At 41.4% G+C, this 26,150-nt stretch carries 29 protein-coding genes and 1 pseudogene; 3 read left to right on the top strand and 27 right to left on the bottom strand.

All coding sequences use genetic code 11. The annotated features are described in order from the left end of the window. Positions 1 to 180: 180 nt before the first annotated feature. The gene (locus D5F11_RS18680; RefSeq protein ID WP_120117452.1) at positions 181 to 1,551 is read left to right on the top strand and encodes an amidase; all 1,371 of its coding nucleotides are present in this window, start codon (positions 181 to 183) and stop codon (positions 1,549 to 1,551) included. Between the two features lie 566 nt (positions 1,552 to 2,117). Here the strand turns inward: D5F11_RS18680 and D5F11_RS18675 are convergent. From D5F11_RS18675 to mntR, 16 genes are all read right to left on the bottom strand, one after another. Further along, positions 2,118 to 2,288: a YozD family protein gene (locus tag D5F11_RS18675; RefSeq protein WP_120117451.1), complete on the bottom strand. Its 171-nt coding sequence runs from the start codon at positions 2,286 to 2,288 to the stop codon at positions 2,118 to 2,120. A 23-nt stretch (positions 2,289 to 2,311) separates the two neighbouring features. Next, complete coding sequence (locus tag D5F11_RS18670) at positions 2,312 to 2,539, bottom strand: YozE family protein (RefSeq protein ID WP_120117450.1); 228 nt, start codon at positions 2,537 to 2,539, stop codon at positions 2,312 to 2,314. Positions 2,540 to 2,735: 196 nt separating this feature from the next. Continuing rightward, on the bottom strand, positions 2,736 to 2,903 hold the full coding sequence (locus D5F11_RS18665; protein WP_120117449.1) for a YjcZ family sporulation protein: 168 nt from the start codon (positions 2,901 to 2,903) through the stop codon (positions 2,736 to 2,738). Positions 2,904 to 3,028: 125 nt separating this feature from the next. Further along, a complete protein-coding gene (gene msrB / locus D5F11_RS18660; RefSeq protein ID WP_120117448.1) occupies positions 3,029 to 3,454 on the bottom strand; it encodes a peptide-methionine (R)-S-oxide reductase MsrB in 426 nt (141 codons plus the stop codon). Further along, positions 3,441 to 3,992 carry a peptide-methionine (S)-S-oxide reductase MsrA gene (gene msrA, locus D5F11_RS18655; protein ID WP_120117447.1) on the bottom strand — a complete coding sequence of 184 codons (552 nt, stop codon included), beginning with the start codon at positions 3,990 to 3,992 and terminating at the stop codon, positions 3,441 to 3,443. Before msrA ends, msrB begins: the two co-directional genes overlap by 14 nt. A gap of 24 nt (positions 3,993 to 4,016) precedes the next feature. Then, positions 4,017 to 4,601, bottom strand: coding sequence for a YpmS family protein (locus D5F11_RS18650; RefSeq protein ID WP_120117446.1), 585 nt, complete (start codon positions 4,599 to 4,601; stop codon positions 4,017 to 4,019). A gap of 30 nt (positions 4,602 to 4,631) precedes the next feature. After that, on the bottom strand, positions 4,632 to 5,408 hold the full coding sequence (locus D5F11_RS18645) for an SGNH/GDSL hydrolase family protein (RefSeq protein WP_120117445.1): 777 nt from the start codon (positions 5,406 to 5,408) through the stop codon (positions 4,632 to 4,634). Positions 5,409 to 5,534: 126 nt separating this feature from the next. Beyond that, on the bottom strand, positions 5,535 to 6,377 hold the full coding sequence (locus D5F11_RS18640; protein ID WP_120117460.1) for a DegV family protein: 843 nt from the start codon (positions 6,375 to 6,377) through the stop codon (positions 5,535 to 5,537). Positions 6,378 to 6,451: 74 nt separating this feature from the next. Beyond that, complete coding sequence (locus tag D5F11_RS18635; RefSeq protein WP_120117444.1) at positions 6,452 to 6,937, bottom strand: dihydrofolate reductase; 486 nt, start codon at positions 6,935 to 6,937, stop codon at positions 6,452 to 6,454. Continuing rightward, on the bottom strand, positions 6,934 to 7,728 hold the full coding sequence (locus D5F11_RS18630) for a thymidylate synthase (protein WP_120117443.1): 795 nt from the start codon (positions 7,726 to 7,728) through the stop codon (positions 6,934 to 6,936). Before D5F11_RS18630 ends, D5F11_RS18635 begins: the two co-directional genes overlap by 4 nt. Before the next feature lie 19 nt (positions 7,729 to 7,747). After that, positions 7,748 to 8,434: an anthrax toxin lethal factor-related metalloendopeptidase gene (locus tag D5F11_RS18625; protein ID WP_120117442.1), complete on the bottom strand. Its 687-nt coding sequence runs from the start codon at positions 8,432 to 8,434 to the stop codon at positions 7,748 to 7,750. 329 nt (positions 8,435 to 8,763) lie between these two features. Continuing rightward, positions 8,764 to 9,201, bottom strand: a complete 438-nt coding sequence (locus D5F11_RS18620) for a BrxA/BrxB family bacilliredoxin (RefSeq protein WP_120117441.1) — start codon at positions 9,199 to 9,201, stop codon at positions 8,764 to 8,766. A 24-nt stretch (positions 9,202 to 9,225) separates the two neighbouring features. Next, on the bottom strand, positions 9,226 to 10,356 hold the full coding sequence (locus D5F11_RS18615; RefSeq protein ID WP_120117440.1) for a conserved virulence factor C family protein: 1,131 nt from the start codon (positions 10,354 to 10,356) through the stop codon (positions 9,226 to 9,228). Positions 10,357 to 10,397: 41 nt separating this feature from the next. After that, positions 10,398 to 10,535, bottom strand: coding sequence for a hypothetical protein (locus tag D5F11_RS26715; protein ID WP_185830783.1), 138 nt, complete (start codon positions 10,533 to 10,535; stop codon positions 10,398 to 10,400). Between the two features lie 40 nt (positions 10,536 to 10,575). Further along, positions 10,576 to 12,264: a formate--tetrahydrofolate ligase gene (locus tag D5F11_RS18610; RefSeq protein WP_120117439.1), complete on the bottom strand. Its 1,689-nt coding sequence runs from the start codon at positions 12,262 to 12,264 to the stop codon at positions 10,576 to 10,578. A gap of 121 nt (positions 12,265 to 12,385) precedes the next feature. Beyond that, a complete protein-coding gene (gene mntR, locus D5F11_RS18605) occupies positions 12,386 to 12,820 on the bottom strand; it encodes a transcriptional regulator MntR (protein WP_120117438.1) in 435 nt (144 codons plus the stop codon). Between the two features lie 273 nt (positions 12,821 to 13,093). On the opposite strand from mntR, the gene cspD reads away from it, so the two are divergent. Beyond that, positions 13,094 to 13,303 carry a cold-shock protein CspD gene (cspD, locus tag D5F11_RS18600; protein ID WP_120117437.1) on the top strand — a complete coding sequence of 70 codons (210 nt, stop codon included), beginning with the start codon at positions 13,094 to 13,096 and terminating at the stop codon, positions 13,301 to 13,303. Positions 13,304 to 13,334: 31 nt separating this feature from the next. Here the strand turns inward: cspD and D5F11_RS18595 are convergent, their stop codons facing one another. Further along, the gene (locus tag D5F11_RS18595; protein ID WP_120117436.1) at positions 13,335 to 13,520 is read right to left on the bottom strand and encodes a zinc-finger domain-containing protein; all 186 of its coding nucleotides are present in this window, start codon (positions 13,518 to 13,520) and stop codon (positions 13,335 to 13,337) included. A gap of 49 nt (positions 13,521 to 13,569) precedes the next feature. After that, a complete protein-coding gene (locus tag D5F11_RS18590; RefSeq protein WP_120117435.1) occupies positions 13,570 to 14,229 on the bottom strand; it encodes a reverse transcriptase-like protein in 660 nt (219 codons plus the stop codon). A 303-nt stretch (positions 14,230 to 14,532) separates the two neighbouring features. On the opposite strand from D5F11_RS18590, the gene D5F11_RS18585 reads away from it, so the two are divergent. Next, entirely contained in the window at positions 14,533 to 14,922 is a 390-nt protein-coding gene (locus tag D5F11_RS18585; RefSeq protein WP_120117434.1) for a reverse transcriptase-like protein, read from the top strand. Between the two features lie 39 nt (positions 14,923 to 14,961). Here D5F11_RS18585 and D5F11_RS27860 read toward each other — a convergent pair whose 3' ends face one another. The 9 genes and pseudogenes from D5F11_RS27860 to hisC form a co-directional block, all read right to left on the bottom strand. After that, the gene (locus D5F11_RS27860) at positions 14,962 to 15,087 is read right to left on the bottom strand and encodes a hypothetical protein (protein ID WP_281277102.1); all 126 of its coding nucleotides are present in this window, start codon (positions 15,085 to 15,087) and stop codon (positions 14,962 to 14,964) included. A gap of 67 nt (positions 15,088 to 15,154) precedes the next feature. Next, a pseudogene (locus D5F11_RS18580) lies at positions 15,155 to 16,053 on the bottom strand (5'-3' exonuclease). Positions 16,054 to 16,434: 381 nt separating this feature from the next. Then, positions 16,435 to 17,265 (bottom strand): sulfurtransferase, encoded by an 831-nt coding sequence (locus tag D5F11_RS18575; RefSeq protein WP_120117433.1) that lies wholly within the window; start codon positions 17,263 to 17,265, stop codon positions 16,435 to 16,437. A 23-nt stretch (positions 17,266 to 17,288) separates the two neighbouring features. After that, positions 17,289 to 20,900: a dynamin family protein gene (locus D5F11_RS18570; RefSeq protein ID WP_120117432.1), complete on the bottom strand. Its 3,612-nt coding sequence runs from the start codon at positions 20,898 to 20,900 to the stop codon at positions 17,289 to 17,291. An 89-nt stretch (positions 20,901 to 20,989) separates the two neighbouring features. Next, positions 20,990 to 21,505, bottom strand: coding sequence for an isoprenylcysteine carboxyl methyltransferase family protein (locus tag D5F11_RS18565; protein ID WP_120117431.1), 516 nt, complete (start codon positions 21,503 to 21,505; stop codon positions 20,990 to 20,992). Beyond that, complete coding sequence (locus tag D5F11_RS18560; protein WP_120117459.1) at positions 21,505 to 22,587, bottom strand: type III polyketide synthase; 1,083 nt, start codon at positions 22,585 to 22,587, stop codon at positions 21,505 to 21,507. The genes D5F11_RS18565 and D5F11_RS18560 overlap by 1 nt, the downstream gene beginning before the upstream one ends. Before the next feature lie 43 nt (positions 22,588 to 22,630). Then, positions 22,631 to 23,911, bottom strand: coding sequence for a 3-phosphoshikimate 1-carboxyvinyltransferase (gene aroA / locus D5F11_RS18555; RefSeq protein WP_425470853.1), 1,281 nt, complete (start codon positions 23,909 to 23,911; stop codon positions 22,631 to 22,633). Between the two features lie 18 nt (positions 23,912 to 23,929). Then, positions 23,930 to 25,033 carry a prephenate dehydrogenase gene (locus tag D5F11_RS18550; protein ID WP_120117429.1) on the bottom strand — a complete coding sequence of 368 codons (1,104 nt, stop codon included), beginning with the start codon at positions 25,031 to 25,033 and terminating at the stop codon, positions 23,930 to 23,932. Positions 25,034 to 25,057: 24 nt separating this feature from the next. Beyond that, positions 25,058 to 26,140: a histidinol-phosphate transaminase gene (gene hisC, locus D5F11_RS18545; RefSeq protein WP_120117428.1), complete on the bottom strand. Its 1,083-nt coding sequence runs from the start codon at positions 26,138 to 26,140 to the stop codon at positions 25,058 to 25,060. Between the last annotated feature and the right edge of the window lie 10 nt (positions 26,141 to 26,150).

The raw sequence follows: 26,150 nt of genomic DNA, 5'->3' as shown, positions 1-26,150 counted from the left end.
ATAAGACTTCTAACCGTAGGAACTACGGGGATAGCCTAATCAAAACTTTCGTTTACGAAGGTGTTCTTAGGATCTCCCACTTCAAACAGACCGTAAGGATGTTAAGTGGGAGTAGTTCAAATATGCTAAACTAGTATTCATTACGATGACCCGACACTTTTTTTGAAGGAGGTAAAAAATATGTTATCAATCAAGGACTTGCTGGAAGGTTATAGAATAAGAGAGTTTTCCCCTATTGAAGTGACGAAAGAATATTTACAAAGAGCCAAACGGGCCGAATCACTTAATGCTTTTATCGAAATTACCGAAGAAACCGCTATGTATCAGGCAGAAATAGCAGAAGCCCGCTGGTCAATGGGACAGGCGGGAAAACTGGAAGGTATACCGCTTTCGTATAAGGATAATATTTATGTAAAAGGAATACCGGCAACAAGTGGATCCATTATTGACCGCCAATTTGTCCCAACTGAAAATGCTCCTGTCATTCAAGATTTGCAGAATGAGGGTGCTGTCATGATAGGAAAAACGAATATGCATGAATTCGCCTTTGGGATCACAAACAACAATCCTTTTTACGGTCCCGCAAGGAATCCTTGGAATCTAGACTATATTTCTGGAGGATCAAGCGGAGGTTCGGCAGTTTCAGTCGCAGCTAACTTGAGCGCTGCTTCCATAGGAACAGATACGGGGGGATCCATCAGAATCCCTGCTTCCTGCTGCGGATTAATCGGATTAAAGCCCACGCACGGGTTGATTAATAATTCCGGCACTACCCTCATTTCATGGTCTTTGGACCACATCGGACCGATTGCCAAAAATACCGCTGATCTTGCATTCGTTATGGAAGCAATGACGGATATAAGCTATTCTTGTGATAATACTAGCTTAAAAGGCTGGAGGATCGGCGTTCCTTCCAATTACTTTACAGAGCGGATGGAACCAAAGATAGAAGAGGTATATAGGAATACATTAAATAAGCTTGAAAAACTGGGAGCATTGCTGATTGAGGTGGAAATTCCGCATGTTGAAGAAGCATCTTCCATAACATTTAGCTTGGCTGTTGCAGAGGCGGGATATGTTCATAAAGAGAAAATTGCGCGTCATTTAGAAAAGTATGGAGAAGATGTAAAAGCAGTTATGGAATCCAGTTCATCGATTCGGGCAATCGACTATATTAGTGCTTTAAGGCGAAAGGAACTAATAACCGCAGACTTCAATCGTTTATTTAATGAAATCGACATGATTGTAACACCTACCCTGCCGGCTCTTCCCAAACCTATTGGAGAAGAAGTTGTCCAAATCAGTGGAGAGCCAGAACATCTCTTTAACTGCCTGATTCGATACACATCTTATTTCAATCTAACAGGCCACCCGGCCATCTCGATACCAGCCGGACTCACTGACGAAAAGCTTCCTGTAGGTGTTCAGTTTGTGGGAGGAAGATTGAGTGAACAACGCCTTATTTCCGCTGCAGCCGCTTTTGAAAAACACTATTTAGAGGACTTTTTTGACATGAGAGAAGAACAGACGTTAAATTTCCAAAAAACTTAAGGGGAAGCCGCGGCTTCCCCTTTTTCATCGTTAGTAAAGAAAGTATAAAATCTTTATCATTTCAAAAATCAGATTTCCATGTCTAGCTACGACGTACAGGACGTACTAGTGCAAGCGAAGCGACAGGACGTCGCGTTCTGAGCCTGCCGACGTACAGGACGTACTAGTACAAGCGAAGCGACAGGATGTCGCGATTTGAGCCTGCATTCTTCGCAGTGTTGTCTGGCTGTGAGTGCCATCGGCTCGATGTCATAAGCCAATCGCTGCTGAAGGCAAACTCCGCCTTCTTCAGCGNGAGCCTGCATTCTTCGCAGTGTTGTCTGGCTGTGAGTGCCATCGGCTCGATGTCATAAGCCAATCGCTGCTGAAGGCAAACTCCGCCTTCTTCAGCGCTCGTCTTATGCTTGGTCGCCGATAAGCGGGCACTCTCGCACTTCGTTTTCCTTTATCTCAATTGAAGGATCGTCGACCAAAATCGCCACTTCCTGTGGCAACGTCGACGCACCAACATCCTGTTGGCGCAGTTTGTACGTCGCTAAACGGGCGCCTTGCGCTTTTTTTATCGATCATTCATCCCATTCTTCAGCAATGATATCTTTTTTCAATAAATACTCGAACGTAATATCCGCTAGCTCCCTAATCTCGTCTTCTGCAGGAATGAAACCCCTTTTGATGAGTTCTTGGTAAAAAAAATCAGCAATTTCTTCTGTATCAATAAACACATCGATTTCACGCATTTCATTCCGCTCCTTTTATTTTTCTATTTTTTGTTCTCTGCTTCCAGATACAATTCCCAAGCTTCATCGAAGACCGACAGCGTTGTTTGGTAGCTTCCATTCAATTCAAGGTAATCACTGATTTCATAGTAATCCAATGAATCTTTTGGAAAGCCATGATCCTTATATACTTCTTCTGCAAAAGAGCTTAAATAATCTCTTGAATCCGGCTGCCGGTATTTAAGTAAAAAGTGATAAAAAGATTTCTTCATGACTACATACGCCTTTCAGCTTTGTTGTTCATTCAATATAGCTGATTATCTTATTCATGTAAACAAAAAACTCTTGAAATATAGAGTGGTTGTCTTTCTATTATTGTATGCATAATCCGTTTCAAAAAGCCCCCTATTTATTCAGGAGGCCCACTTATTTAGAGATTTCCACTTTCGTGTCTCTACTCCTATATTTTTAAAAACACCAGCATGCGCCAATAATGACCAGCAGGATGAACAGCACAACAATCAGTGCAAACCCGCCTCCAAATCCGAATCCTCCGCCATATCCATATGCTGGGCCTGCAAAGCCGCCGCATCCACATCCACCGAATCCGCCATATCCACCGAATCCACCGTACATGTCATCACTCCTCATTTCATTTCTTATAGTCTCTTCATCCATATACTATGTAGGTGTTTTGTGGACCGCATGTGCTTTTGCCTATTTTTTTAATAAATGAGGGATAATGGCTCAGGGGCTATAGGCTATTCAAATATCTTTTTAAATTCGCCGAATCCTTCCTCTTCCAGTTTTTCTTTGGGGATGAAGCGTAGAGCAGCAGAATTTATACAGTACCTTAGCCCAGCAGGACCGGGGCCATCTGGGAACACATGTCCTAAATGGGAGTCGGCGGTCTTGCTTCTTACTTCCGTTCTTATCATGCCATGGGTGAGATCCTGCTTTTCCAATATTTCACTTTCTTCTATCGGCTTTGTAAAGCTTGGCCAACCGCAGCCGGCATCATATTGGTCCTTTGAGCTGAACAAGGGTTCTCCTGAAACTATATCTACATATATTCCTTCTGCCTTGTTATCCCAGTATTTATTATGAAAAGGGGGCTCAGTTCCATTATTTTGCGTCACTTCATATTGAAGCGGCGTCAATTTACTTTTAAGCTCATTTTGATTCATCGTGTTCACCCCAATATCGCTCAATAAATTGTGCTCTTCCTGAACCGTGTTGATAAGCAGTGTAACGTTCAGGGTTTTTTCGATAAAAATGCTGATGATCTTCTTCTGCTTCATAAAATGGCTTAGCAGGTTCAATTGCTACAACGATAGGCTTAGAGAATTTCCCGCTTTCGTCTAGCTTTTCCTTTGATTCCTCTGCAAGAGCCCTCTGTTCTTCATTATGATAAAAAATGGCTGGGCGATAAGAATCTCCTCGGTCATAAAATTGTCCTTCTGCATCGGTCGGATCGATTTGCATCCAGTATAGCTCAATAAGTTTGCTGTATGAAATGATTGTCGAATCAAAGGTGATTTGTACAGCTTCCGTATGGCCAGTCCCCCCTGAACAGACTTGCTCATAGGTGGGATTTTCGATTGTTCCTCCTGTGTAGCCCGACACGACTTTCTTGATTCCAGGCATCTCATCAAACGGTTTCACCATACACCAGAAGCAACCTCCTGCAAAGGTTGCCAACTGCAGCCAATCATCTGCTTCCATAGATACTCCTCCTTGTATGACTCATTACTGTGTAGGGACCAGCATCTTCATCGATATCTGATCTTTTGCCAGGTCAAATTCCTGCACCCTTACCTGAATTCCGTTGTTAAGCCTCATTTCCTGCAGCGCCACATATACTTGTTGATCATTTGGCTGGATGATTACCCATGGCGGTAATTTATAGGCATCCCGTATAAATTTCATTATATAAGAGACTGGTAATTTTACATCGCCCAAATAAACATCTTTCTGTTCCAGTACCAGATCACCATTGTCCAAGGCTTTAGGTTCAAAGGTCATTTTTAACTGCAAGGCTTGTGAAAATACAGAAACCTCTCCATAAAGCTCGACCTCATCTGTCAAAAAGACATTATAGTGAATGGGCCCATTTAACCCTTCCTTTTCTATATAATAATTGATAAGGTCGTTCAAATCCTCTTTATGGGTATCTATAGTAAATTCTGAGTAGGTGCCTGTGTCAGTTGTGTTTTTGGGAATCTCTGTTTGATCTGAAGACAAAAACAGAAGTAACCCCATTCCGCAAACAAATATCAAGTTCACGGCAGCCAAGATCAAAAAGCCGATTTTCCAATAGTTTTTGTTACCCATTATTTTTCCCCCGAACTGCAATCTTCCAATTTAAAAATAGCTTTTGGCATTCAAATAATCATAAATCCGCTCTGCAATCAACTCATACCCTCGGGTGTTAGGATGGAAATAATCCGTATACAGCAGACTCTCTTCATTATTTTCAAAAATGTCTGCGACGGGAACAAAGAGCGTATGATCATATTGTTCAATCGTTTCAGAACTCACCTTGTTCCAGTTGTCGACAATTTGATCCATTTCTTTTATATCTGAAAACCATTTAATAAATGGATTATAAATTCCGACGAGAATGATTTCAGCATCGTTGTTATAACTCCTTATCAGAGTTAATATGTTATCCAGCCTGTCTTTATATTCATCTTCTGCCATAATGAATTTATTCAGTTTAAGACCCAAGAGGTTTTCTCTAAAAACCTGCATGACATCATTGCCGCCGATTGTAATGATGACCAAGTCCGCATCCTTGATGTCTGACATAACCTCCGGCTGCTTCAAGCGCTTCAATAATTGGTCTGTTCTATTTCCTTTTTTTCCATGATTGGCAAATTCCGCTATGCTTATGCCTTTCAATTCCTCAAGGTTCGCTTTTAAGAAGGGAATATATCCTCCAAGATTATCATCAGATCCTACGCCCTGAGTCAAAGAATCTCCTACAGAAACCACTTTAATATCATGCGGTATGAAATCTGCGGGGGGCGTCTGTTTTTCTTCTATTGCCGTTTCTTTTTTAGTCAGTTCCCTTATTTGATTTGCACACCCGGAAAGAAATAATATGAAGCAAATTAACGCAAATACAATTTTTTTCATTGGCTTGCCCACTCACTTTATTTAAGTGCTTTCATTATAACATCATATGCAGTTTAGGATAAAAAGATATATAAACCATTAAAGAAAGCACTTGCTTATTGCATCTCATATAGAAAACGCTCTTCGTCATTCTGCAAAATATGAAAAGCCTATAGCTCCTTGTCCAGTATGGGTACTGATGACCGGGCTGGTCCAAAGTATCTCAACAGAGTGGAAATCTGCCTTTTCCTCAATCTGCTCTTTCAATTTCATGGCGAAATCCAGTCCATTCGCATGAGCAATACTGGCATATTTTATTGTTTTCCCTTTCGCATCTTTCATAAACTGTTTCACTAAATATTTGATTGCCTGCGACTGGCTTCGAACTTTAGCGACCGGGGAATACTCCCCATCTTCAAGTATGGCGATCGGCTTGATATTCAGAATGGAGCCAATTAATGCTGTCCCCTTTCCAATCCGCCCGCCTTTAACCAGATTTTCCAATGTGTCGACAACAACAAATAAATGGGTATTTTTTCTAATATCGTTTATTTTTTGTATGATTTCTTCTGCGATGCGGCCTTCTTTCGCCAATTTTGCAGCTTCCCTTACTTGAAAGCCCAATGCTTTGGAAATAAACAGGGAATCTACAACATTCACTTTTCCTTCAGCCATCATTGCGGCAGTCTTCGCTGATTCCGCTGTTCCGCTTAGTTTCCCAGACATGTGAATAGACAAGACTTCACTCCCGTCTTCTGTCAGTTGATTATACAGCTTGAGCAATTCACCAATTGCTGGCTGTGAACTTTTTGGAAGAGTCTTTGAAGCCTCCATTTTTTGAATGAATTCTTTTGGAGTTACATCAGTACCATCCAAAAAAGACTCCTCTCCAATGGATATAGTTAGAGGAACAATCATTACTTCCAGTTCATTAGCTTCTTCAATCGTCAAGTCACTGCTTGAATCTGTCACAATCTTAATCATCTTTATACTACACATCCTCAGGGCTGATACTTTTGTTTGCGGGCTAACATAAGAAAAAGCGAACACACCGGTTCGCCTTTTTAATCCCGTTCGTATATTTGGAACTCATAATCATATGGATTTTTTTCATCTTTCGGACCTTTTTCAGTTGATATTAAGCGCCACTTTTTCCAATCCAGTTCCGGAAAATATGTATTGCCCTCAAAGGCAGCTCTGATCTTCGTTACATACAGTCGGTCAGCGTCTTCCAGAAAAAGCTTAAATATTTCCGAACCGCCGGTAATAAATACTTCCGATCCGTTTTCCTCAATCCATCCGAGGAGGTCTTCTTTGCAATGAAAAACAAGACAGCCTTCAGCCTGATAATCCTGATCTTTTGTCAAGATGATATTTGTGCGTCCAGGTAATGGCCTGCCGATGGATTCATATGTTTTTCTTCCCATTACAATCGGGTGGCCCATTGTCGTTTCCTTAAAATATTTCAGATCGGCTGGCAGACGCCAAGGAAGGTCATTATTATTCCCGATCAACCCATTTTCATCTTGGGCCCACAAAAAAGAAATCATACGCTCACTGCTCCTTTGATATGTGGTTGGGCATTGTAGTCTTCCAATGAAAAATCTTCAAAAGTGAATGTGAACAAATCCTTTACATCCGGATTGATGATCATTTTTGGAAGTGGGCCTGGTTTTCTTGTTAACTGCAGTTCTACCTGCTCGACATGGTTCTTATATATATGAGCATCTCCCAATGTATGGACAAATTCTCCAGGCTGAAGACCCGTAACCTGTGCCATCATCATTGTCAATAGAGCATAGGAGGCTATATTAAATGGCACACCCAAGAAAACATCAGCAGAACGCTGATATAGCTGGCAGGAGAGTTTTCCGTCAGAAACATAGAACTGAAACAGACAATGACATGGCGGCAGCGCCATCTTATCAAGATCCCCCACATTCCAGGCATTAACGATCATTCGCCGGGAGTCAGGTTTTGTCCTAAGCTGATGGAGTACGTCTTTAATCTGATCTACTGTTTTTCCATCAACTGTCTGCCATGAACGCCATTGCTTTCCGTAAACAGGACCAAGGTCGCCGGCTTCATCCGCCCATTCATTCCAAATTCTGACCCCGTGATCCTGAAGATATTTCACATTTGTATCTCCAGCTAAAAACCAAAGAAGTTCATAAATAATTGATTTCACATGAAGTTTTTTTGTGGTCAAAAGCGGAAAACCTTCCTGAAGATCAAATCTCATTTGATATCCGAAAGTACTGATTGTTCCAGTTCCAGTCCGATCTTCCTTCATTGTTCCACTTTCAAGTACATGATTGCATAATTCCAAATACTGTTTCATAAAAAACACCCTCGCTTTATTATAAGCTGTTTAAGAAAGTATACATCTTCGGGGCTTTCATTTTCAATTGTTCCCGAGTCTCTTTCGAATAAAAGTAATAAGCGAAACATTCAGCAAAATACTCTTCTTTGTAATCAAGAAAATAATCCCGCATTGGAAACAGGGCTTCAGCTTCCTCTTTCCACGTTTGCGTTATGACTTTGTCAGCTTGTTCATGATTATAAGAAAATCTCTGAAGGGAATGGGCAAGCTCATGATATTCCAAATTTACAGAGCTGTGGCCTTTTCCTTTTTCACTTGAGCCAATTTTGACAAAAACATATTGTGATCCGCCGGCCCCTGGCAAATCATCCCATAAGATCGTTTCCGGATAACCCCTTGGCACCTTGCCTTTTAAATTCTCTGTAAAAGGCTGATCCGTCAGTTTTCCATCAAAAAGAATAATTTTAATTCCATTTTCTTTTATATTAGATAAAATAGAAGTAGGCAAGTGATCCAGCCTCTTGATGATTTTAGCCGCTTCTTCTTTATCAAATTCTTTTTCAGGCAGTATGACAGTATCTTTAAGCAGTTTACCTGATTGCAATGTTAACAAACTATAAAGCTCGCTCTCGCCAAGCGGCTTCCCGATATTGATGGCTCTGGAAAAGTCAGAATTAAGAAATAAGATAGGTATAATAAGAAGGATTAATGAAATTTTGCGCATTCTAGGCTGCCTCTTCTCTTCTTTGTGTTGAGGATAGTCTAAATTATACCATACTTAACATGAGATATAGAGAATGCTAGAAGAAGAATTTCATTGTGTTCACTGCCTGATTCAATGCGAATAAATTGCCCTATAAGAAAGATTTTTAAGTTATGAATGGTAAAAATTTTAAGTTGAGGTATAATATGAGTATTGTTTTGTATAAGGAGGGTCATGGATGACTGCATTAATTTCAATTGGACTAATTGCTTTACTAGGATTTTTTGTTTATTTATCAATTGCGGATTAAGAGCTTTGGGCTACTCATGTGCCCAAAGCTCTTAATCCTTTTACTTACAGTTTTTTTCAAAAGCGTTTTTTATGTTGTCTACGATATGTTCCACTTCATTCCCCTCGATATCTTCCCTTGGGATGAAATGAACAACTTCTTTTCCTTGTAGGAGCGCAATTGAAGGTGATGATGGTTCATATCCAGTAAAATACTCACGCATTTTCGCGGTCGCTTCCCTTTCCTGGCCAGCAAAAACCGTTACAAGCTGATTAGGCGTTACAGAGCTTTCCTCAATTGCCTTGATAGCCGCCGGCCTCGCAAGCCCAGCAGCACAGCCGCAGACTGAGTTAACCACAACAAGGGTGGTCCCTGTTGCATTATTCATGAACTCTTCAACTTCTTCAGGAGTCAAGAGCTCTTTGAAATTCGAACGGACAAGCTCTTCTCTCATCGGCTTGACCACTTGCTTCATATATTCCTCATATGCCATCGACATAGTCATTCCTCCATCTCTTTACTTTTAAATTTGTTTCCTTGCTTCCGTCATTTGTTTCCAGACTGACCCTTTGGCCTCTTCCCCGCCCTCAATGCGCTCGATAGCCATTTTTACTTGCAGTTGAACTTCAAATTCCGGGTCATTTTCCGCTTCTTTAAGGGCAGGCAAAACTCGCTCATCTCCCACTTCGTACAGGAACATCGCAGCGCGCCAACGGACAATTTTACTTTTATCTTTCAATGCTTGACTCATTTCCTCCATGGCTTCGGCAAAGCCAAGATCCGACAGACAATCACCTGCTGTTCTTCTTACTGTGACCGTCTGATCGTGTAATCCTTCATATAAAAGAGGAAGAACGCTCTTATCCTCTATCATGCCAAGATAAACAACAGCAAGTCTCCTTATGGAAGATTTTTCATCATGCAGAGCTTTTTCAAGCACGGGAATATCCTCCATCACTGGTGTATCCATCTGCTCCAACAGTTGATACCTTTTCCTCCAATCAGACTCGTCAAGCATTTCTGGAGTGAGCTTGATCAACCTTCTTGTTTGAAGAGTGTTTTGACCATGGGGTTTATTGGCATCTTCAATAATCTGTTTCAATCTTTCATCGGGATATGCAGCTCCCAATTCTTCTGTGACCTGTTGTCCAATCTCATCAAGATCACCGTATCTGACTCCCATGTCTTTCCATTTTCTCAACAGGACATAATTATCCCCTTCCGATTGTACCGATGACATGGCATCAGCAAAACGTTTCGGCAATCCAAATCTTTTTTCTTCCGTCCCTGTTGATAGCTTAACCTGGAGTGGAATACCCTTAAACATTTGCACCTGGACCTCTACCTCACCGTAATGTTCATCTGCCTTTATTTGTCCGTCATTTGAAGTAGCTGCCTCTTCTCCAAACACTTCTCTAACTTTCGGTAAAATTTCTTCCCAGTGAAATTTGCCATTTCTTTCTATAGCCAAAAAATCAGCGACATGGTAAACACCCTTGACTCCATCTATTTGAAGAATCTGCTTAATATACGGCGGAGCCGAATCAATATGCTCTTTTTTATAGTTGTTGCTGACACCCGCTTCAAGTTCTTCGTTTAAAATTACCTTCATTGTGTTTGGACTCGGTGTCGGTTCAATTGTTTTTATTTTCATGCAATCCACCTTTCCCGAAAATAATCGTTATCAAATGCGCCTTAGCGTATTTGCGCCCAGATTTTATCGAGCTTCGCTCGATAAATTTCCTCAGAAAATCTGTGGCATCCGCCGGAGGCTTTAACTTTATTCAGGCGGGGTTTGAACCCCCGCCGAATGGTATACCAATATGCATTCATCTCACTAGTTACAGAAGTGGGAGACTTCTGCTGAATGAAGTTAAAACAATCCTATAGCTTTTCCCTTTTCATCAACATCCATATGGTTGGCAGCCGGCTCTTTTGGAAGCCCCGGCATTGTCATCATTTCTCCGGTTAACGCTACAATAAAACCAGCCCCGAGCTTCGGCTTCAACTCACGGACATGGATAATGAAATCTTCGGGACGTCCAAGCTTGGAGGGATCGTCAGAAAGAGAGTATTGTGTCTTTGCCATGCAGACAGGCAGATTGCCCCATCCCAGTTCTTCAAATTCCTTTAATTGCTTTGATGCCGTAACTGAAAACTCTACATCCTTTCCTCCGTAAACTTGCTGAACGATCGTCTTAATTTTTTCCTCAAGGGAATCCGATAGATCGTATAAATAGTTGAATTGTCGCTTGTCGGATTCTATTTCATGCAAAATCTTCTCAGCAAGATTGATCCCGCCTGCTCCGCCTTTTTCCCAAACCTCCGTCAAGGCTACAGGAATGCCATTTTGATCACACCATTTTTCAAGTAGTGTTACCTCAGATTCCGTATCAGCAGAAAATTTATTAATCGCCACAACAAATGGCAATCCGAATTCGGCAATTGTTTCCGTATGTTTCTTTAAATTCTCCAAGCCTTTCTCAAGGGCCATAATATTTTCATGGCTTAACTCGTTCTTCGGAACCCCTCCATGCATCTTCAAGGCCCTGATTGTTGCAACAATAACAACAGCATTCGGCTGCATCCCTGCATTCCTGGATTTGATGTGGAGGAATTTTTCCGCCCCAAGATCTGCCCCGAAACCGGCTTCCGTCACTACATAATCGCCCATTTTTGCAGCCGTTTTCGTGGCCATGATACTGTTGCATCCATGAGCAATATTAGCAAATGGCCCTCCGTGAATGATAGCCGGCGTATGCTCAATTGTCTGGACCAGATTCGGCTTGAGTGCATCTTTTAATAACAGAGCAAGAGCCCCTTGAACTCCGAGATCCTTTACAGTGACAGGCTTCTTGTCTATATTATAGGCTATGACCATGCGGGAAAGCCTGCATTTTAAATCCGCTAAATCTGTGGATAGGCATAGTACAGCCATAATTTCGGAAGCAACCGTTATATCAAAGCCATCCTCTCGAGGAACTCCTTGACCAGGCCCTCCAAGGCCGACAATAACTTCACGCAAAGCACGGTCATTTAAATCAACAGCCCGTTTCCAAACGACTCTCCTCTGGTCAATTCTTAGTTTGTTTCCCTGCTGAATATGATTGTCAAGTAATGCAGCAAGAGCGTTATTTGCTGTGGTGATGGCATGCAAATCACCTGTAAAATGCAAGTTGATTTCTTCCATAGGCAGGACCTGTGCACGTCCGCCTCCTGTAGCCCCTCCTTTGATTCCCATAGTCGGGCCAAGAGAAGGCTCCCTTAGAGCAATCACCGTCCTCTTTCCAAGCTTTGATAAAGCATCTCCGAGACCGACTGTCACCGTAGATTTGCCTTCGCCCGCCGGTGTCGGGTTGATGGATGTGACAAGGATTACTTTTCCATCCTTGTTATTCTGAAGCTCCTTAATCTTATCGAAAGAAATTTTCGCTTTGTACTTTCCGTAATATTCAATGTCTTCTTCATGCAGTCCTATCTTCTCCGCAACTTGCTGGATTGGTTTAAGCTCGGCGTTTTGTGCAATTTCGATATCGCTCGGTTGTTTTCCGCTCACTTGCATACCTCCCGATTTTTTAAATTAATTGTACCATATAGTACTATCTTTTCCTTTTATTATCCTAATTCATAATCATAAAGAAAACGCCTTGAAAACTGTATCAAAGCGTCCGTTGAAGATAACTTTATTGATTTGCTGTTTCTTCCTCATTCTTTTCTTGAATGAGTTTCAATTCGGCAATTCTTTCTGGGCTTTCCTCGAAATATTGTACGAGATCACCGATTCGGTCGATGGAATTCCAACTTAAATGATGTTCAATTCCTTCTACATCATCGTAAATATTTGCTTTATCTACCCCGATGATCATTAGAAATCTTTCAAGCAGATCATGACGATCAACCAGCCGTTTACCAATTTTTTTCCCTTTGGATGTTAAAATAAGCCCTCTATATCGTTCATAATGAAGGTAGCTTTCCCGATCAAGTTTTTGAACCATTTTCGTAACCGAGGAGGGATGGACATCGAGAGCTTCTGCAATATCCGAAACTCTTGCATATCCTTTGTTGGTGATCAGCAAGTATATCTGTTCAATATAATCCTCCATGCTTGGGGTTGGCATCTTTATCCCTCCTCTTTCCTGTAATAGCAAATAAAAGTGTACTATAAGTAGTCACTTTTAACAAGTGATGTATGTTTTGAGGTTTTATATTATTATAATTTTCGAATAAATCAAGTTAATTTACTGTGTTTTCTTGACTCTTTAATTTACCTAGTGTATAGTGGATTTATCATTTAAGCAAAATATAAGGAATCTACAGATTTTTCAGTTTTGCTTTATGATAATATTTTTTATTGGCATTTCATTGCCGAAGATTTTAGGAGGATTAAGTGCATGCAAAACGGAAAAGTAAAATGGTTTAACAATGAAAAAGGTTACGGTTTTATTGAAGTTGAAGGCGGAGACGACGTTTTCGTACATTTTACCGCAATCCAAGGAGAAGGCTTCAAAACATTGGAAGAAGGCGAAGAAGTTTCTTTCGAAATTGTTGAAGGAAACCGCGGGCCTCAAGCAGCTAACGTAAATAAAGTAGCTTCTATATAAAAATGAAAAGGCTGACAATACTGTCAGCCTTTTATAGTTTTTTTGATAATAAATTACCTTTCCTTTGAAGGCTTTCCCCAACTGTACACTTTTTGATGCAAAAATGATGGGCGAACGTCTTGCTATATTCTTTCCTGAAATGTTTCTTTAAAAAACAATCCTCACAATAGGTTTTTAGCAAATCATTAATTTCATTCATCACATCCGTACGGTTCATATGACCAACCTTCCCTTGAAACTGAGTCTTTTTATCCATAAACATTTTTCTATACATCGATTTTCAGGTGACTGTCAATAATATTATTTTGAAGTGCCTGGCTTGCCAGCCTATGTGCTGCTTTATTTTCATTGCGAGAAATGGTTTGAAACGACGGCTTAAGTCCCATAGCCTCAATCTTTTCCTCAATCCTGTCTAACCATAGGTTCAGCGTTTCTTCATAACAGGGCCATTCACCTGCAAGCTGTTTAAGCACGCCCTGTGCATCGCCCTTGACAACACAAGGGGTTTGCTGCACTCCGATTTGATGCAGCACTTCCATGGCATTGTACAAAGCTGCATATTCAGCCTCATTGCTGCTTTCTAGTTCATGTAATTTCGCATTAGATCTTATGCGGAATTTCTCTTCACCTTTATCGTAATAAATAACAATACCGATTCCAGATTCCTTTTTTTCCCGGTCATATCCTCCATCAAAGTAGATGATTGGATTTCTCGGTTCTTCTTCTATTTTTTCCATTAGCTTTTTATATTCTTTTAATGTCCATTCCCTGCCCATTTCATCCATTACGATGATATCTTTGATTCTTCCCGTCTTCAGCATGTCGCTGATCAGTGGATTGATGGCTTTATCGTCCATCCATTCCGACTCTAATTGAATCTCTTTTGTTTTCGAGCCCTTGTAGTAAAATTTCAGCTTGATGTCCATTGAACTGATCCCTCAATATGATTTTTATTGGTTCGATTGTTTTTATCAGATATAATGAAGTTATCTTCTTTAAATATGATATTTCCCCAGTTCTGCGAAAAGTGCAAGCGCCTTGGTCAGCGCGGGCAAACAAGACGATTCCCGAGGAGGCAGTTCTTCACCCGCCACAGGGAAGCGGCTTGTGACCTCGAGGGGCTAGGCGCTGTAGCTAGACATATAAAAACTTAATTCGAACAAAATATTTCATCTAATTTTATACTTCCTTATCTTTCAAGAAATAACCGAATGGAGATGCCGGTTCAGATGATTGAAGTTTACATAGATGGTGCCAGCGCAGGCAATCCAGGCCCAAGCGGTCTCGGTATTTTTATCAAAAATAATGGGCATGTGGAAAAACATTCAATCCCGCTTGGATCATTAACCAGCCACGAAGCCGAGTTTTGGGCTTTGATCAAGGCAATGGAGATTTGCCGAGATCAATCTTATTCCATCATTTCTGTAAGATCTGACTCTTCCCTTGTAGTCGATGCCGTTGAAAATGAATTCGTGCGCAACAAAAAATATACTCCGCTTCTGGAAACCGTCCTTCGACTCTCAAAGTCATTCGATCTATTTTTTATCAAATGGATTCCGTCAAAAGAAAATAAAAAAGCGGATGAACTTGCAAAAAAAGCCATCCGGATGAACTATTAAGAAAGATAATCTATTCACATTTAAAAAATCAAATGCGCCTTAGCGTATTTGCGCCCAGATTTTATCGAGCTCCGCTCGATAAATTTCCTCTGAAAATCTATGGCATGCGCCGGAGGCTTTAACTTTATTCAGCCGGGGTTTGAACCCCCACTGAATGGATACCAATATGCTTTCATCTCACCACTTACTGAAGTGGGAGACTTCTGCTGAATGAAGTTAAACTTACTTCCAGTCAACGGGACAGCTCCCGCTCAGCTTTTTCTAATTGCTGGAGCTGGCGACGTACTGTGTTTAATTCGTGTTCTTGAACCATTTCATAAGCCGTTTGAGGAACACCTGACCAATACGCTTCCTCCAGATCAATTGTGACCGGGACCTCACGATGTATCTGAGCCAATTCCCGAGATAGATGCATCATCTCTTGATCCTGTTCTATTTTGTTTCGCTGTGATGGGGTTAAAGTAGATAGGTTCTCCAGCAATGATTCAATATCTCCGTGCTCCTGAATCAACTTCGTTGCTGTCTTTTCACCGATGCCTTTAACACCTGGATAGCCGTCACTCGGATCCCCCATCAAAGCTTTTACATCCACGAGCTGTTTGGGATCCAGTTGAAATTTTTCAGTAAAAACAGTTCTGGAATACTTGGTATAATTACCGATGCCTTTTTGCAAAATCCACACATGTACTTGATCATCCAAAATTTGCAGTAAATCTCTGTCACCAGTCAAAACGGTAATCTGGATATCTTTCTTCATCTGCTCACAAATGGTCCCGATGCAATCATCCGCTTCATAACCTGAAAGTCCGACATTCGGAACGGAAAAAGCTGATGTCACTTCTTTCACCAAATCAAATTGCGGAAGAAGTTCGACAGGCGGAGCCTCCCGATTAGACTTATAATCTTGAAATATTTCATTTCTGAATGTCTGACTGCCCATATCCCAGCAAACTGCAACGTGTGAAGGTTGTGATGATTCCAAAGCTGACAGGAAGTGACGCAAAAACCCCTGAACTGCGTTTGTCGGGATTCCTTTGTATTGATCATAAATTGCTTTCTGACGGACGTGGCAAAAAAAGCACGGAAAAGCAATGCCATTCCGTCAACAAGTAATAACTTCTTATTATCCATTTATAAATAAACACCTTTCAACCACTCTTGTATTATAACATTATACCATGAACAATCTTGCATGCGCCTTTCCTTTTTATCATGTTGTTTCGCTTGACATTGGCATATCTGCTAAGACTGAACACGGCAATCAAATGCGCCTTGGCGTATTTGCGCCGAGATTTTTTCGAGCTCCGTTCGATAAATTTCCTCTGAAAATCTGTGGCATCCGCCGGAGGCTTTGACTTTATTCAGCCGGAGTTTGAACCCCCACTGAATGGATTACCAATAGGCATTCATCTCACCACTTATAGAAGTGGGAGATTTCTGCTAAATGAAGTTAAATGATGAGCTCATATTAGTCTACTGAAGGAAAACAGAGGCTTGCAAAGAAGCCCCCGTTTAGTTTTCTTCCTTTTCAACTGGATTTTCAGGGTATGAAACCCAATCGGAATAACTCCCGGCATACAATTTCACCTGTTCAAACCCTGATTCAAGCAACGCTAAAACATTTGGAGTGGCGGTTACGCCTGATCCACAATAAACGATGATTTTTTCATCTTTATCTAAACCAGAAAATCTGCTTTTCTGTTTTTCGCGGCTCTTCCAGCGTCCAGCTTCAAATCCTTCTGTCCATTCATGGTTAATGGCGCTCGGTATATGCCCTGGCATGCGGTCAAGTGGTTCAATGCGGCCTAAGTATCTCTCCTTCGCCCTTGAATCAATCAGTACGGTTCTTTGATCATTGATTGCAGCTTTCACATCATCTATGTCCACAAGCATGTCTTGATTTAAATTGACAATAAATTGGACAGGTTCAAAAGCCGGTTTTACATCCGTAAGGGGAAAACCGGCTTTTTCCCATGCTTCCATTCCCCCGTCCAGCACATAAACATCAGAATGCCCCATATATTTTAACAGCCACCAGAAGCGGGAAGCAAAGCAGCATTCCCCGCCATCATAGGTGACAACAGTCGTGTTTTCATCAATGCCTGCTTGTTCAAGCTTTTGTTTCAGCTTTTGAATATCAGGCAGAGGGTGACGCCCTCCGTGTTCCTTGACCTTCTCAGATAAATCATCGGCCAAATCAAAATGGACAGCGCCCGGAATATGTTTTCTTTCATAAGTGTTTTTGCCATATGAAGGATCATTTAATGAGTAGGTACAGTCAACAATCCGGATTTTTTCATCTTCAACTCTCTCTTTTAGCCATTCTACTGATTTAACAAACATAGTAACTTCTCCTTTTCAGAAGCTTACTCACCAACAGCAATCGCTCGGCGAACTTCCTTCCAATGATCGATGCTGCCGCTATCTTCAAATGCAAGCAGCCAAGTCGAATATTGTCCGTTCAGATCATCTGTAATGCTTTTTCTCATTCTTTCAAATTCTACTTCAAGCATAGCTTGATAGTGAAGGTCTAATTTGGACAGTCCTTGTTTCAAATACGAATCTGCAAGCGGAGAAAGCAATTCTTCCAATGATTCTTCCATAAGCTTTTTCTCATTTTTTTCAAAAAAGGCCTTGGCATTCTTGAAATATTTGAATGACCCAGCAAAATATTTCCTGTCGCAGTCTTTAAACGCAGGAGAAAAATCAAGTGTATCCGCCTGCCCAATTTCCGGTTCCGATATCATTAAGTCTTCATTTACTGATAGTATTTCTCGATTAATTTGCACAAAACGTTCTTTGAGAAGCTTTATTGCAAATTGCTCGACCCGTAAGGAGGTGGCTCGAAGCTCCTGTGCAAAATCAAAACCAGAAGCTTCCAGATACTCGTCCAAAGCCCTGTTCAATAATTCTTTACTATTGTTTTGCAATACAGCAGGATTAAAAGCTTCTTTGAAAAAATCCGGAAGTCGATAGAAGACCCTTTGTTTGACATAATGGACCAGTTCCTGTGCCTCTTGTGAAAGTCTGTCAGGCATCGTCGCCAAGCTAATATCTCCAAGCCATTCATTCAACTTGTCCCTCGTTTCAAGAAGCTTGCTCTTCCGAGTGGCTCTCTTGAACTCATCCTCATTTGCAGAATCGATGAGCTGATCAAGCATTTTGATGGCGCGTTGATACTCAGCTTCAGCAGATTGAACAGTCATTTTGGCCAGATCATGCTCAAGGAAGTGTGAAAATGCATTTGAAAATTCCTCAATATTGGAGATCTCTTTTGTTTCACGCTCCTGCGCAAGCTTGCTTGACAGACCAAAAATTCTTGGAAAACGAATGCCATACTCCGTCAATTGACCCTTGACATACTCAAGCACATCATTGATTTCTTCATCTGATGAAGCCAAGTCGATAGCATTGACGATAAAGAACATTTTATCAAGTTCAAAAGCATCTTTGACCCGACCCAATTGGATCAAGAATTCCCTGTCTGCTTTTGAGAAGGCATGATTGTAATAGGTGACAAATAAGATGGCATCCGAGTTTTTAATATAGTTGAAGGCAACACCCGTATGCCGTGCATTGATTGAATCTGCACCAGGTGTGTCCACCAAAGTGACGCCTTCTCTTGTAAAAGCACAATCATAATACAAATCGATCAGTTCAACAAAGCATGATTGGGATTCATTGGCGACGAAACCTTGAAAATCTTCAATACCTGTAATAATAGATTGACCAAGCTTGTCACTAAACTCCTCATACCCAGTTTCAAAGGCCCTCAGAAAAGATAAATGCACCTTCTCTTTTCCTTCTCCCTCTTTTTGAGAAAGGACAGATGGAATCAGTTGGCGAGCCTCCTCAAGAGTATCGCAATTTTTCCCAAAAAGCTTCAAAGACTGTTTTACATCTTCAAACATATTTTCTGGTTCTTTCAAACGAACAACCGCAGTACCATGCTTGTAATCCTGATTCGGCGGACATATACGGTTAATAGCGGCCGTTGTAGGGTTTGGTGAAACAGGCAGAACCTTTTCCCCAAGCATGGCATTGGCAAAGGAAGATTTCCCTGCACTGAAAGCACCAAACAAAGCAATTGTATAGTTATTGTTTTTCAGGCGGTCTGCCTTTTGCAGAAGCTGCGTAGTTATTCTTTCGAAACCTTTTTCTTTGGATAAATAAGAGGCTGCCAGATCGAGCCTTTGGATAACCTCTTTTTGATGTAGGGTATTGTTATCTTCTTCTATTACTAGTGAAACTTGTTCCACATGTTCTTGTTCAAGTGTTGCATGATTGTGAGACATCTCTTGGAAAATATTAACATCTTCTTCTAGCAATTCCCATTGTTCCAGAAGGTTTTCAAAACTCCTATCTTCTTTGCCTGTCGGCGTCTCGATGCTTTCAAGCTTCAATTTGTAATCTTTGTCGAGTCTTTCCAACTTTTCGATGGCTTTAGTGACTTTATTCACGTCAGCAGCATCCTCCTGAACGGAGCGTAATTCACTTTTTGCTTTTTCTTCAATGGCAGCCGCGATTTGGTCTTTTAATTTGTCGGACTGGATGATGGCTGCCCTCTTTAATTGACTTGCGAGCTCTTCCGTGTAATTCAACACATATTCACCAGTCACCCGCGCTCCTTTGTTTATGACTGATAATAGCAAGTCATGGTCAAAATCAATTGTTAAGCTTTGGGCCGCAGTTTCCAAATCACTTTGCGAAATTGAGCTTGCCTGTAGTTTGCGTGCAAACAGCTCCCGCAAATGCCACTCCAGCTGCAGCTCCACCTGACGGCGAATACTGTCGGCAAATGCACGTAGACGGTTTGCTTTCTCTTCTTCCGTCTTTTTTTTGCTCATAAAAAAGCCGATTTTGAAATCAGGCTGTGCAGACTCCAAAAATGGCTCTGCAAGCTCTCTTACTTCATATGGCATCAAGTAAGCATTTTTTAATAAGCTTGCCCTTTCTTCTTCAAAATCTTCGACCCAATGATTTGCTAGATTTAATAGATTTTTTTCTTTCAGGCACAGGGTTTCCTGCTCACTAAAAATGCTGGCAAGCTCCTCTTCTTCAAGTTCATCTATAACAGCCTGAAACGGAAGGGCCTCCTGTATTTTTTCCTCCTGCAGCCATTCCTCATGTTCTTCGATCATTTGGTGAAAAGCGGCTTCGATCGTATGATGAATCCACTCCTCATGATTGGCGATTGCATCCTGAATCAACGCTTTTACAGAGCTGAATTCATTGTGGCTGTTATCCGGATCCTTCAAAGTCGTGTAAAAAATCTCTTCTGGATACACATTCCACGCCGCAAAGGATTCGCGGACCGATTGTTTATACGCTTCAAATGGCAGTTCATCCTCATTGTGTTTGTCAATCTGGTTGATAATCAAATAAAGCTTTACACCATGCTGAAGCAAATTTTTTGTATAAACAAAATTTAGTTCGGACTGGACGTGATTATAGTCCATCACATAAAATACAATATCAGCCAAATGAAGAGCTGATTCCGTGGATATTCTATGAGCATCATCGGTCGAATCGACACCTGGTGTGTCCATAACTGTAATTCCTGGCGGGAGCTTGGAATGAGGCTTCCCAATTTCTACTTCGAGTACTTCTCCACTCTTACAAAATTCTTTCACTGTATCAAAATCATACGGAGCTTTAAATAAGAGCGGTTTTTCATTCTTATAATAAACCTTAGCGTATTCTTGCTCAGAGTCATGTACCTTTACGAGATTAGCGCTTGTCGGAATCGGGCTTGAAGGAAGAATCTGTTCACCGATCAATGTATTGATCATAGTAGATTTTCCAGCCGAAAAATGGCCGCTAAAAGCTGTGATAAATTCACTTTCATGCATCTTTTTAAGCAATTTGACCGCTTTGTCGGCACGTACCGAATCTCCATTTTGCTGAAACCTCTCAAACAAGGTGAGTGCTTTCTGAAGCCGAACATCATGTATGGATCTTTCCAATACCTCTACCATCTGCGTTGACAATCCCCTTACTTTTTCTTTTCTATCATCCATTTTACCTAATTTTTTATCATTTTCATATAGTACAGCCTGAACATTTATCAGCGCAGATAATCTGTGTGTTTTCGAAGAGCTTTTTCCTCTATCGGTATTCTGACAGCTAATATAAGGAAATTTAGAACAAAAAAGACTGCCGCGGTAATGTATGCCTGAAAAATAACAGGAATAATAATCAATTCCACGGATACGATCAAATAATTCGGGTGCTTCGTATATTTGAAGGGTCCCTCTTTCACCGACCTAGCTCCCGGAAGGACAATAATTTTTGTATTCCAATATCTTCCTAAAGACGATATGATCCATATTCTCGCGGCTTGCGCCAGCAGAAATATGATGAAAAACAATGGCCAATACGGATTGATTTCCCGATGAAGCCAAGTCACTTCAAGAATCAGTGAAATAAAAAAGCAAATATGAATCGACACCATGATCCAATAATGTCTTTTTCCATATTCTTCGGCTCCACGCTCTTTCATCCAGCGCTCATTCTTTTTAGCCAATAACAGTTCGGACAAACGCTGGATGATGATAATCACCACGAATATTGTAAAGAACATCATTCCCACCTGACCAACAGAAGCTCTGAACAGAATCCCGGTCCTAGTGCGGTTATCACACCGTGTTCACCACTTCTAATGTTTTTGTGTAAAACATTCTTCAATACGAATAAAACAGTGGCTGATGACATATTGCCGTATTCACGGAGAACCTTTAACGATTCTGCGGTTTTATTCTGCTCGAGCTTTAGCGCTTTCTCATAGGCTAAAATCACCTTTTTACCGCCGGGATGAGCAATGAATTGTCCGATATCCTGGATTGTCATTTGATGTTCTTCCAAAAAGCCCGATACGTTAGGCTCCAGCCAACTTTCAACGAGTGCCGGAATGCTCTTTGAAAATACAACAAATAAGCCGTCATTTTTAACATCCCAGCCCATCACATCCAGAGAATCGCTCAACAAAGTAGATTTTGTATCCATTATTCTTGGCACTGGACTATCTGTATATGTTTCATGATCTGCTTCTGCTCCTACGACAAGCGCAGCAGCAGCTCCATCAGCAAAAAGGGATGTGCCAATCAAGTTGCTTTTGGAAAGGTCATCCTTCTGGAATGTCAAGCTACATAATTCAACAGCCACAACCAGCACTTTAGCCTTGGGAAATGCCCGGCAATATTCAGAAGCCCTGGAAAGCCCCGCCGCCCCTCCAGCACAGCCCAGTCCCCAGATCGGAATTCTTTTACTATTCCTTGAAAAGGGAAGAACATTCATGACTCTTGCCTCCAAACTCGGTGTAGCCAGCCCAGTTGTGCAGATCATGAAAATGGCATCTATCTCCTCATACTCGATCGTCCTCTTTAATAACGGAGAATTCAAACAATCTTTAATGGCCCTAGTACTCAGATCAACTGCCGCCTCAATAAAGGCATCATTTTTCTCCACGAATGAGTGTTCCAATTGATACCACGATATTTCTTTACCAATATGCCTTTTTTCAATCTCTCCATTATGAAAAACTTTCAGCAAACGATCAATATGATCAACAGACTTGGAAAAAAGATGCCTGGCAAATTCCATGGCATCTTTTTGATAAATTTTATTTTTAGGGACTCCTGTTCCGACTGATACAATGTACGGCAATTGAATATCCCCTTTCGGATTCATTTCCTATCCTATAGAAAAATTAAGACTTCAGTTCTTTTAAATGCTGAAAGAAATTAGGGTAAGAGATCGAAATAGCTTCGCTGTTTTCAATGAAGGTTTCACCTTCGGCAAGGCAAGAGGCGATCGCCAGCATCATGCCGATGCGGTGGTCTCCATGGCTGTCCACAAGAGCAGGGCGCAGCTTGGTTCCACCGTAAATGATCATTCCATCGTCAGTCGGTTCAATCTTTGCTCCCATCTTAGTCAGCTCTTGAACCACTGTATCAATGCGGTTTGTCTCTTTCACCTTTAATTCTGCCGCATCTTTTATAATCGTCTTGCCTTCAGCTTGAGTAGCAGCCAGCGCAATGATGGGAATCTCATCTATCAGCCTTGGAATGATATCCCCGCCAATTTCTATACCTTTTAGGTTGGATGATTTAATCGTGATATCCGCAGCCGGTTCAATTTCGTCTGATGCAGTTTCTTCTATAATATTTGCACCCATTTCTTTCAATACATCTATTATTCCAGTTCTTGTAGGGTTTATCCCTACATTTTGGATTTTCAATTCACTATTTGGGACAATGACACCAGCCGCAAGGAAAAAGGCTGCCGAAGAAATATCTCCAGGGACATGTATGGTTGTGCCATGTAAATCTTGTTTTCCCTTAATGGCGGTTTTTAATCCATCAACCTCAATTTGGCAACCAAAGGCTCTCAGCATTCTTTCCGTATGGTTTCTCGATGATTGTGGCTCAATGACCGTCGTAACTCCTTCCGCATGCAGCCCCGCTAATAAAATGGCCGATTTTACCTGCGCGCTTGCAACGGGAGAAACGTAATCAATCCCTTCAAGTCCGCCTCCTCTGATGCTAATGGGGGCAAAGCTGCCATCAGCACGGCCGTCTATTTTAGCCCCCATCTGCCTTAATGGAAGAGCGACCCTGTCCATAGGCCTTTTCGCAATGGAGGCATCTCCTATAAGACAAGTATGGAAAGGAGCCCCAGCTAAAATTCCCAGCATTAAGCGAATAGTCGTTCCAGAGTTTCCGACATCCAGAATTTCAACTGGCTCTTGTAAGCCATCAAATCCAGTCCCATCAATTTCCACATAATCTTCGTCGCGCCTGATCACTACTCCCATCTTCCTGAAACATTCAATCGTATTCAAACAATCATCACCCGTAAGCAAGCCATAAACCTTTGTTTTCCCTTTGGCAATAGCTCCAAGCATGACTGCCCTATGAGAGATTGATTTATCGCCAGGCACACGGATTGTTCCTTTGAGCTGAATATCGCCTTCTGTTTTTAATGTAATTGTCAACAGGACTTCCCCCTACATATTTAAATACGTCTCATAATCATTCTCGTTCAGGCAAACCTCCGCCTTCTGTCTGTCTTCCTCTGTTTGGAAGCTCAACCGAAGCACTCCGAAAACATCTTCACGAGCTTCGATGATCCGTATATTTGTCAAGCTGATCCTCTTTTCGGCAAGTATAGTGGTCACATGCGAAATGACTCCTGGCTTGTCTTGAACATCAACGTACAGATCGTAGAAGGCGTCGATTGCGCCTCTTGCCCTGACAGGAAGAGAATCTCTAAATTTTTTTGCGTCAGCAAAATAGCTGTAGATATGATCCTTATCCCCCGTTTGTACAAGCTCCTTTACATACTTCATTTCAGCAATCCATTCATCAATCAATGAAAGCAAGCTGGATTGATTATGCTTAACAACGTCACTCCACATAGCTGGGCTGCTGGAGGCAATACGGGTGATATCCCGGAAACCACCCGCTGCAAGCCATCGAACCCGCTCATTAATCCCAGCATGGCTTTCCACCTGGCGAACAATACTTGTGGCAATCAGGTGAGGCAGGTGGCTGACAACCCCAGTAATCATATCATGTTCCTCCGGCTCCATAATGACAAAGTTTGCACCGGTCCCTCTCAGCCAATTTTTCAGTTCAGCTACTTTTTCTTCATTTGTACCTTCCGTAGGTGTCAATAGATAAAAAGCATTTTCAAACAAATGCTCCCTTGCGCTTCCTGCCCCAGATTTATGAGATCCCGCCATAGGATGGCCGCCAATAAAAACAGCCCCTTTTTCGCGCAAAATTGCTGACTTTTCCATTATTTTCACTTTTGTGCTTCCCACATCAGTAATAATGGTTTCCGATTTTAAAGGCAGTTCCGCCAGTTGGCATATTTTTTGCTCAACTTCTTCAACCGGACAGGCTAGAATGATTAAATCACTTGTTACTGCTTCTGTTTCAAAGGATGGAGAGCATTTATCAATGATCTTCATCTTTTCGGCAAGCCTGCAATTTTGTTCATTCAGGTCATAGCCGGTAATATAAACTTCTGGATGTTCCTTTTTGATGGCTAAAGCAATAGAGCCACCAATCAACCCTACCCCTATGATTAAAACTTTTTTGTCCAAGCTGTATTTTCCTCTCTGCTAAGTCTAATGTGCAATCAGGACTATTTTTTCGATTAATTCAAAGAGCTCTTCATTCTCTTCTTTTGTTCCAACTGTGATACGGACACCGTTAGGGAACGGTCTGACAGTATAGCCTCTTTCCAATAAATATTGGAAAACCTCCGCACTTTCTTTTCCTGGAATGGAAATGAATATAAAGTTCCCTTGTGAAGTATAGAAATCTATTTGATGCTGCTTGCAGAACTCATAATATTTTTGAAGTTCAATGGCATTTAAGCTGACACTCTGTTTAACAAAATCTAAATCCTTCAGAGCGGCAAGCGCAGCTTTTTGGGCAAGCACGGATGTGTTGAATGGCAGCCTGACAACCTCCAATTGCTGAATAAAGGAGGCTGCCCCGATTCCATATCCTATACGAAATGATGCAAGCCCAAAGGCTTTGGAAAAAGTCCTTAATACCATAAGATTGTCGTACTGATCAAGAAGCGGGATCGTTTCGGGGTAATCCTCCACCGTTACGTATTCATAGTAAGCCTCGTCCATGACAACGAGAACATGCGATGGGATAGATTGCAGAAATTGTTCAAGTTCCTTATTGTCCACATATGTGCCCGTTGGATTGTTCGGATTACATATCCAAACGACTTGGGTATTATCATCTATTTGTTTTGCCATTTCCGGCAGATCATGACAGCCGTTTTTCAATGGGACTTCACGGATCTCAGCGTTTTGCACAACGGCGTTATGGCGATATTGAGGGAATGTTCCAGATGCCATCACAGTATTGAAGTTTTCATCTAGTAAGGCTTTACTGATAATTTGAATCAATTCATCCAACCCACTGGAAAAGATCAATTGATCTTCCTTCACTCCTGTATACTCCGCCACTTCCTTTCTAAGAGCAGTTGATGCTCCGTCAGGGTATATAGCAAAGTTATCAATTTTGGAAATTGCTTCCTTAACAAACGGAGAAGTTCCATAAGGATTTTCGTTAGATGCAAGCTTGACGATTTTCTCCAATTTGTATTCACGCTGTACTTCTTCACTGGATTTTCCCGGAGTGTATGCTTTCAATGAAAGCAGTTGCGGCCTCACTTTTACATTCATTGATTTCCCC

The sequence above is a fragment of the Siminovitchia terrae genome (assembly GCF_003605405.2).
Taxonomy (GTDB): Bacteria; Bacillota; Bacilli; order Bacillales; family Bacillaceae_C; genus Siminovitchia; species Siminovitchia terrae.
Note: the sequence above shows the minus strand (reverse complement) of the source record. Positions and strands in the feature narration are given on the sequence as shown.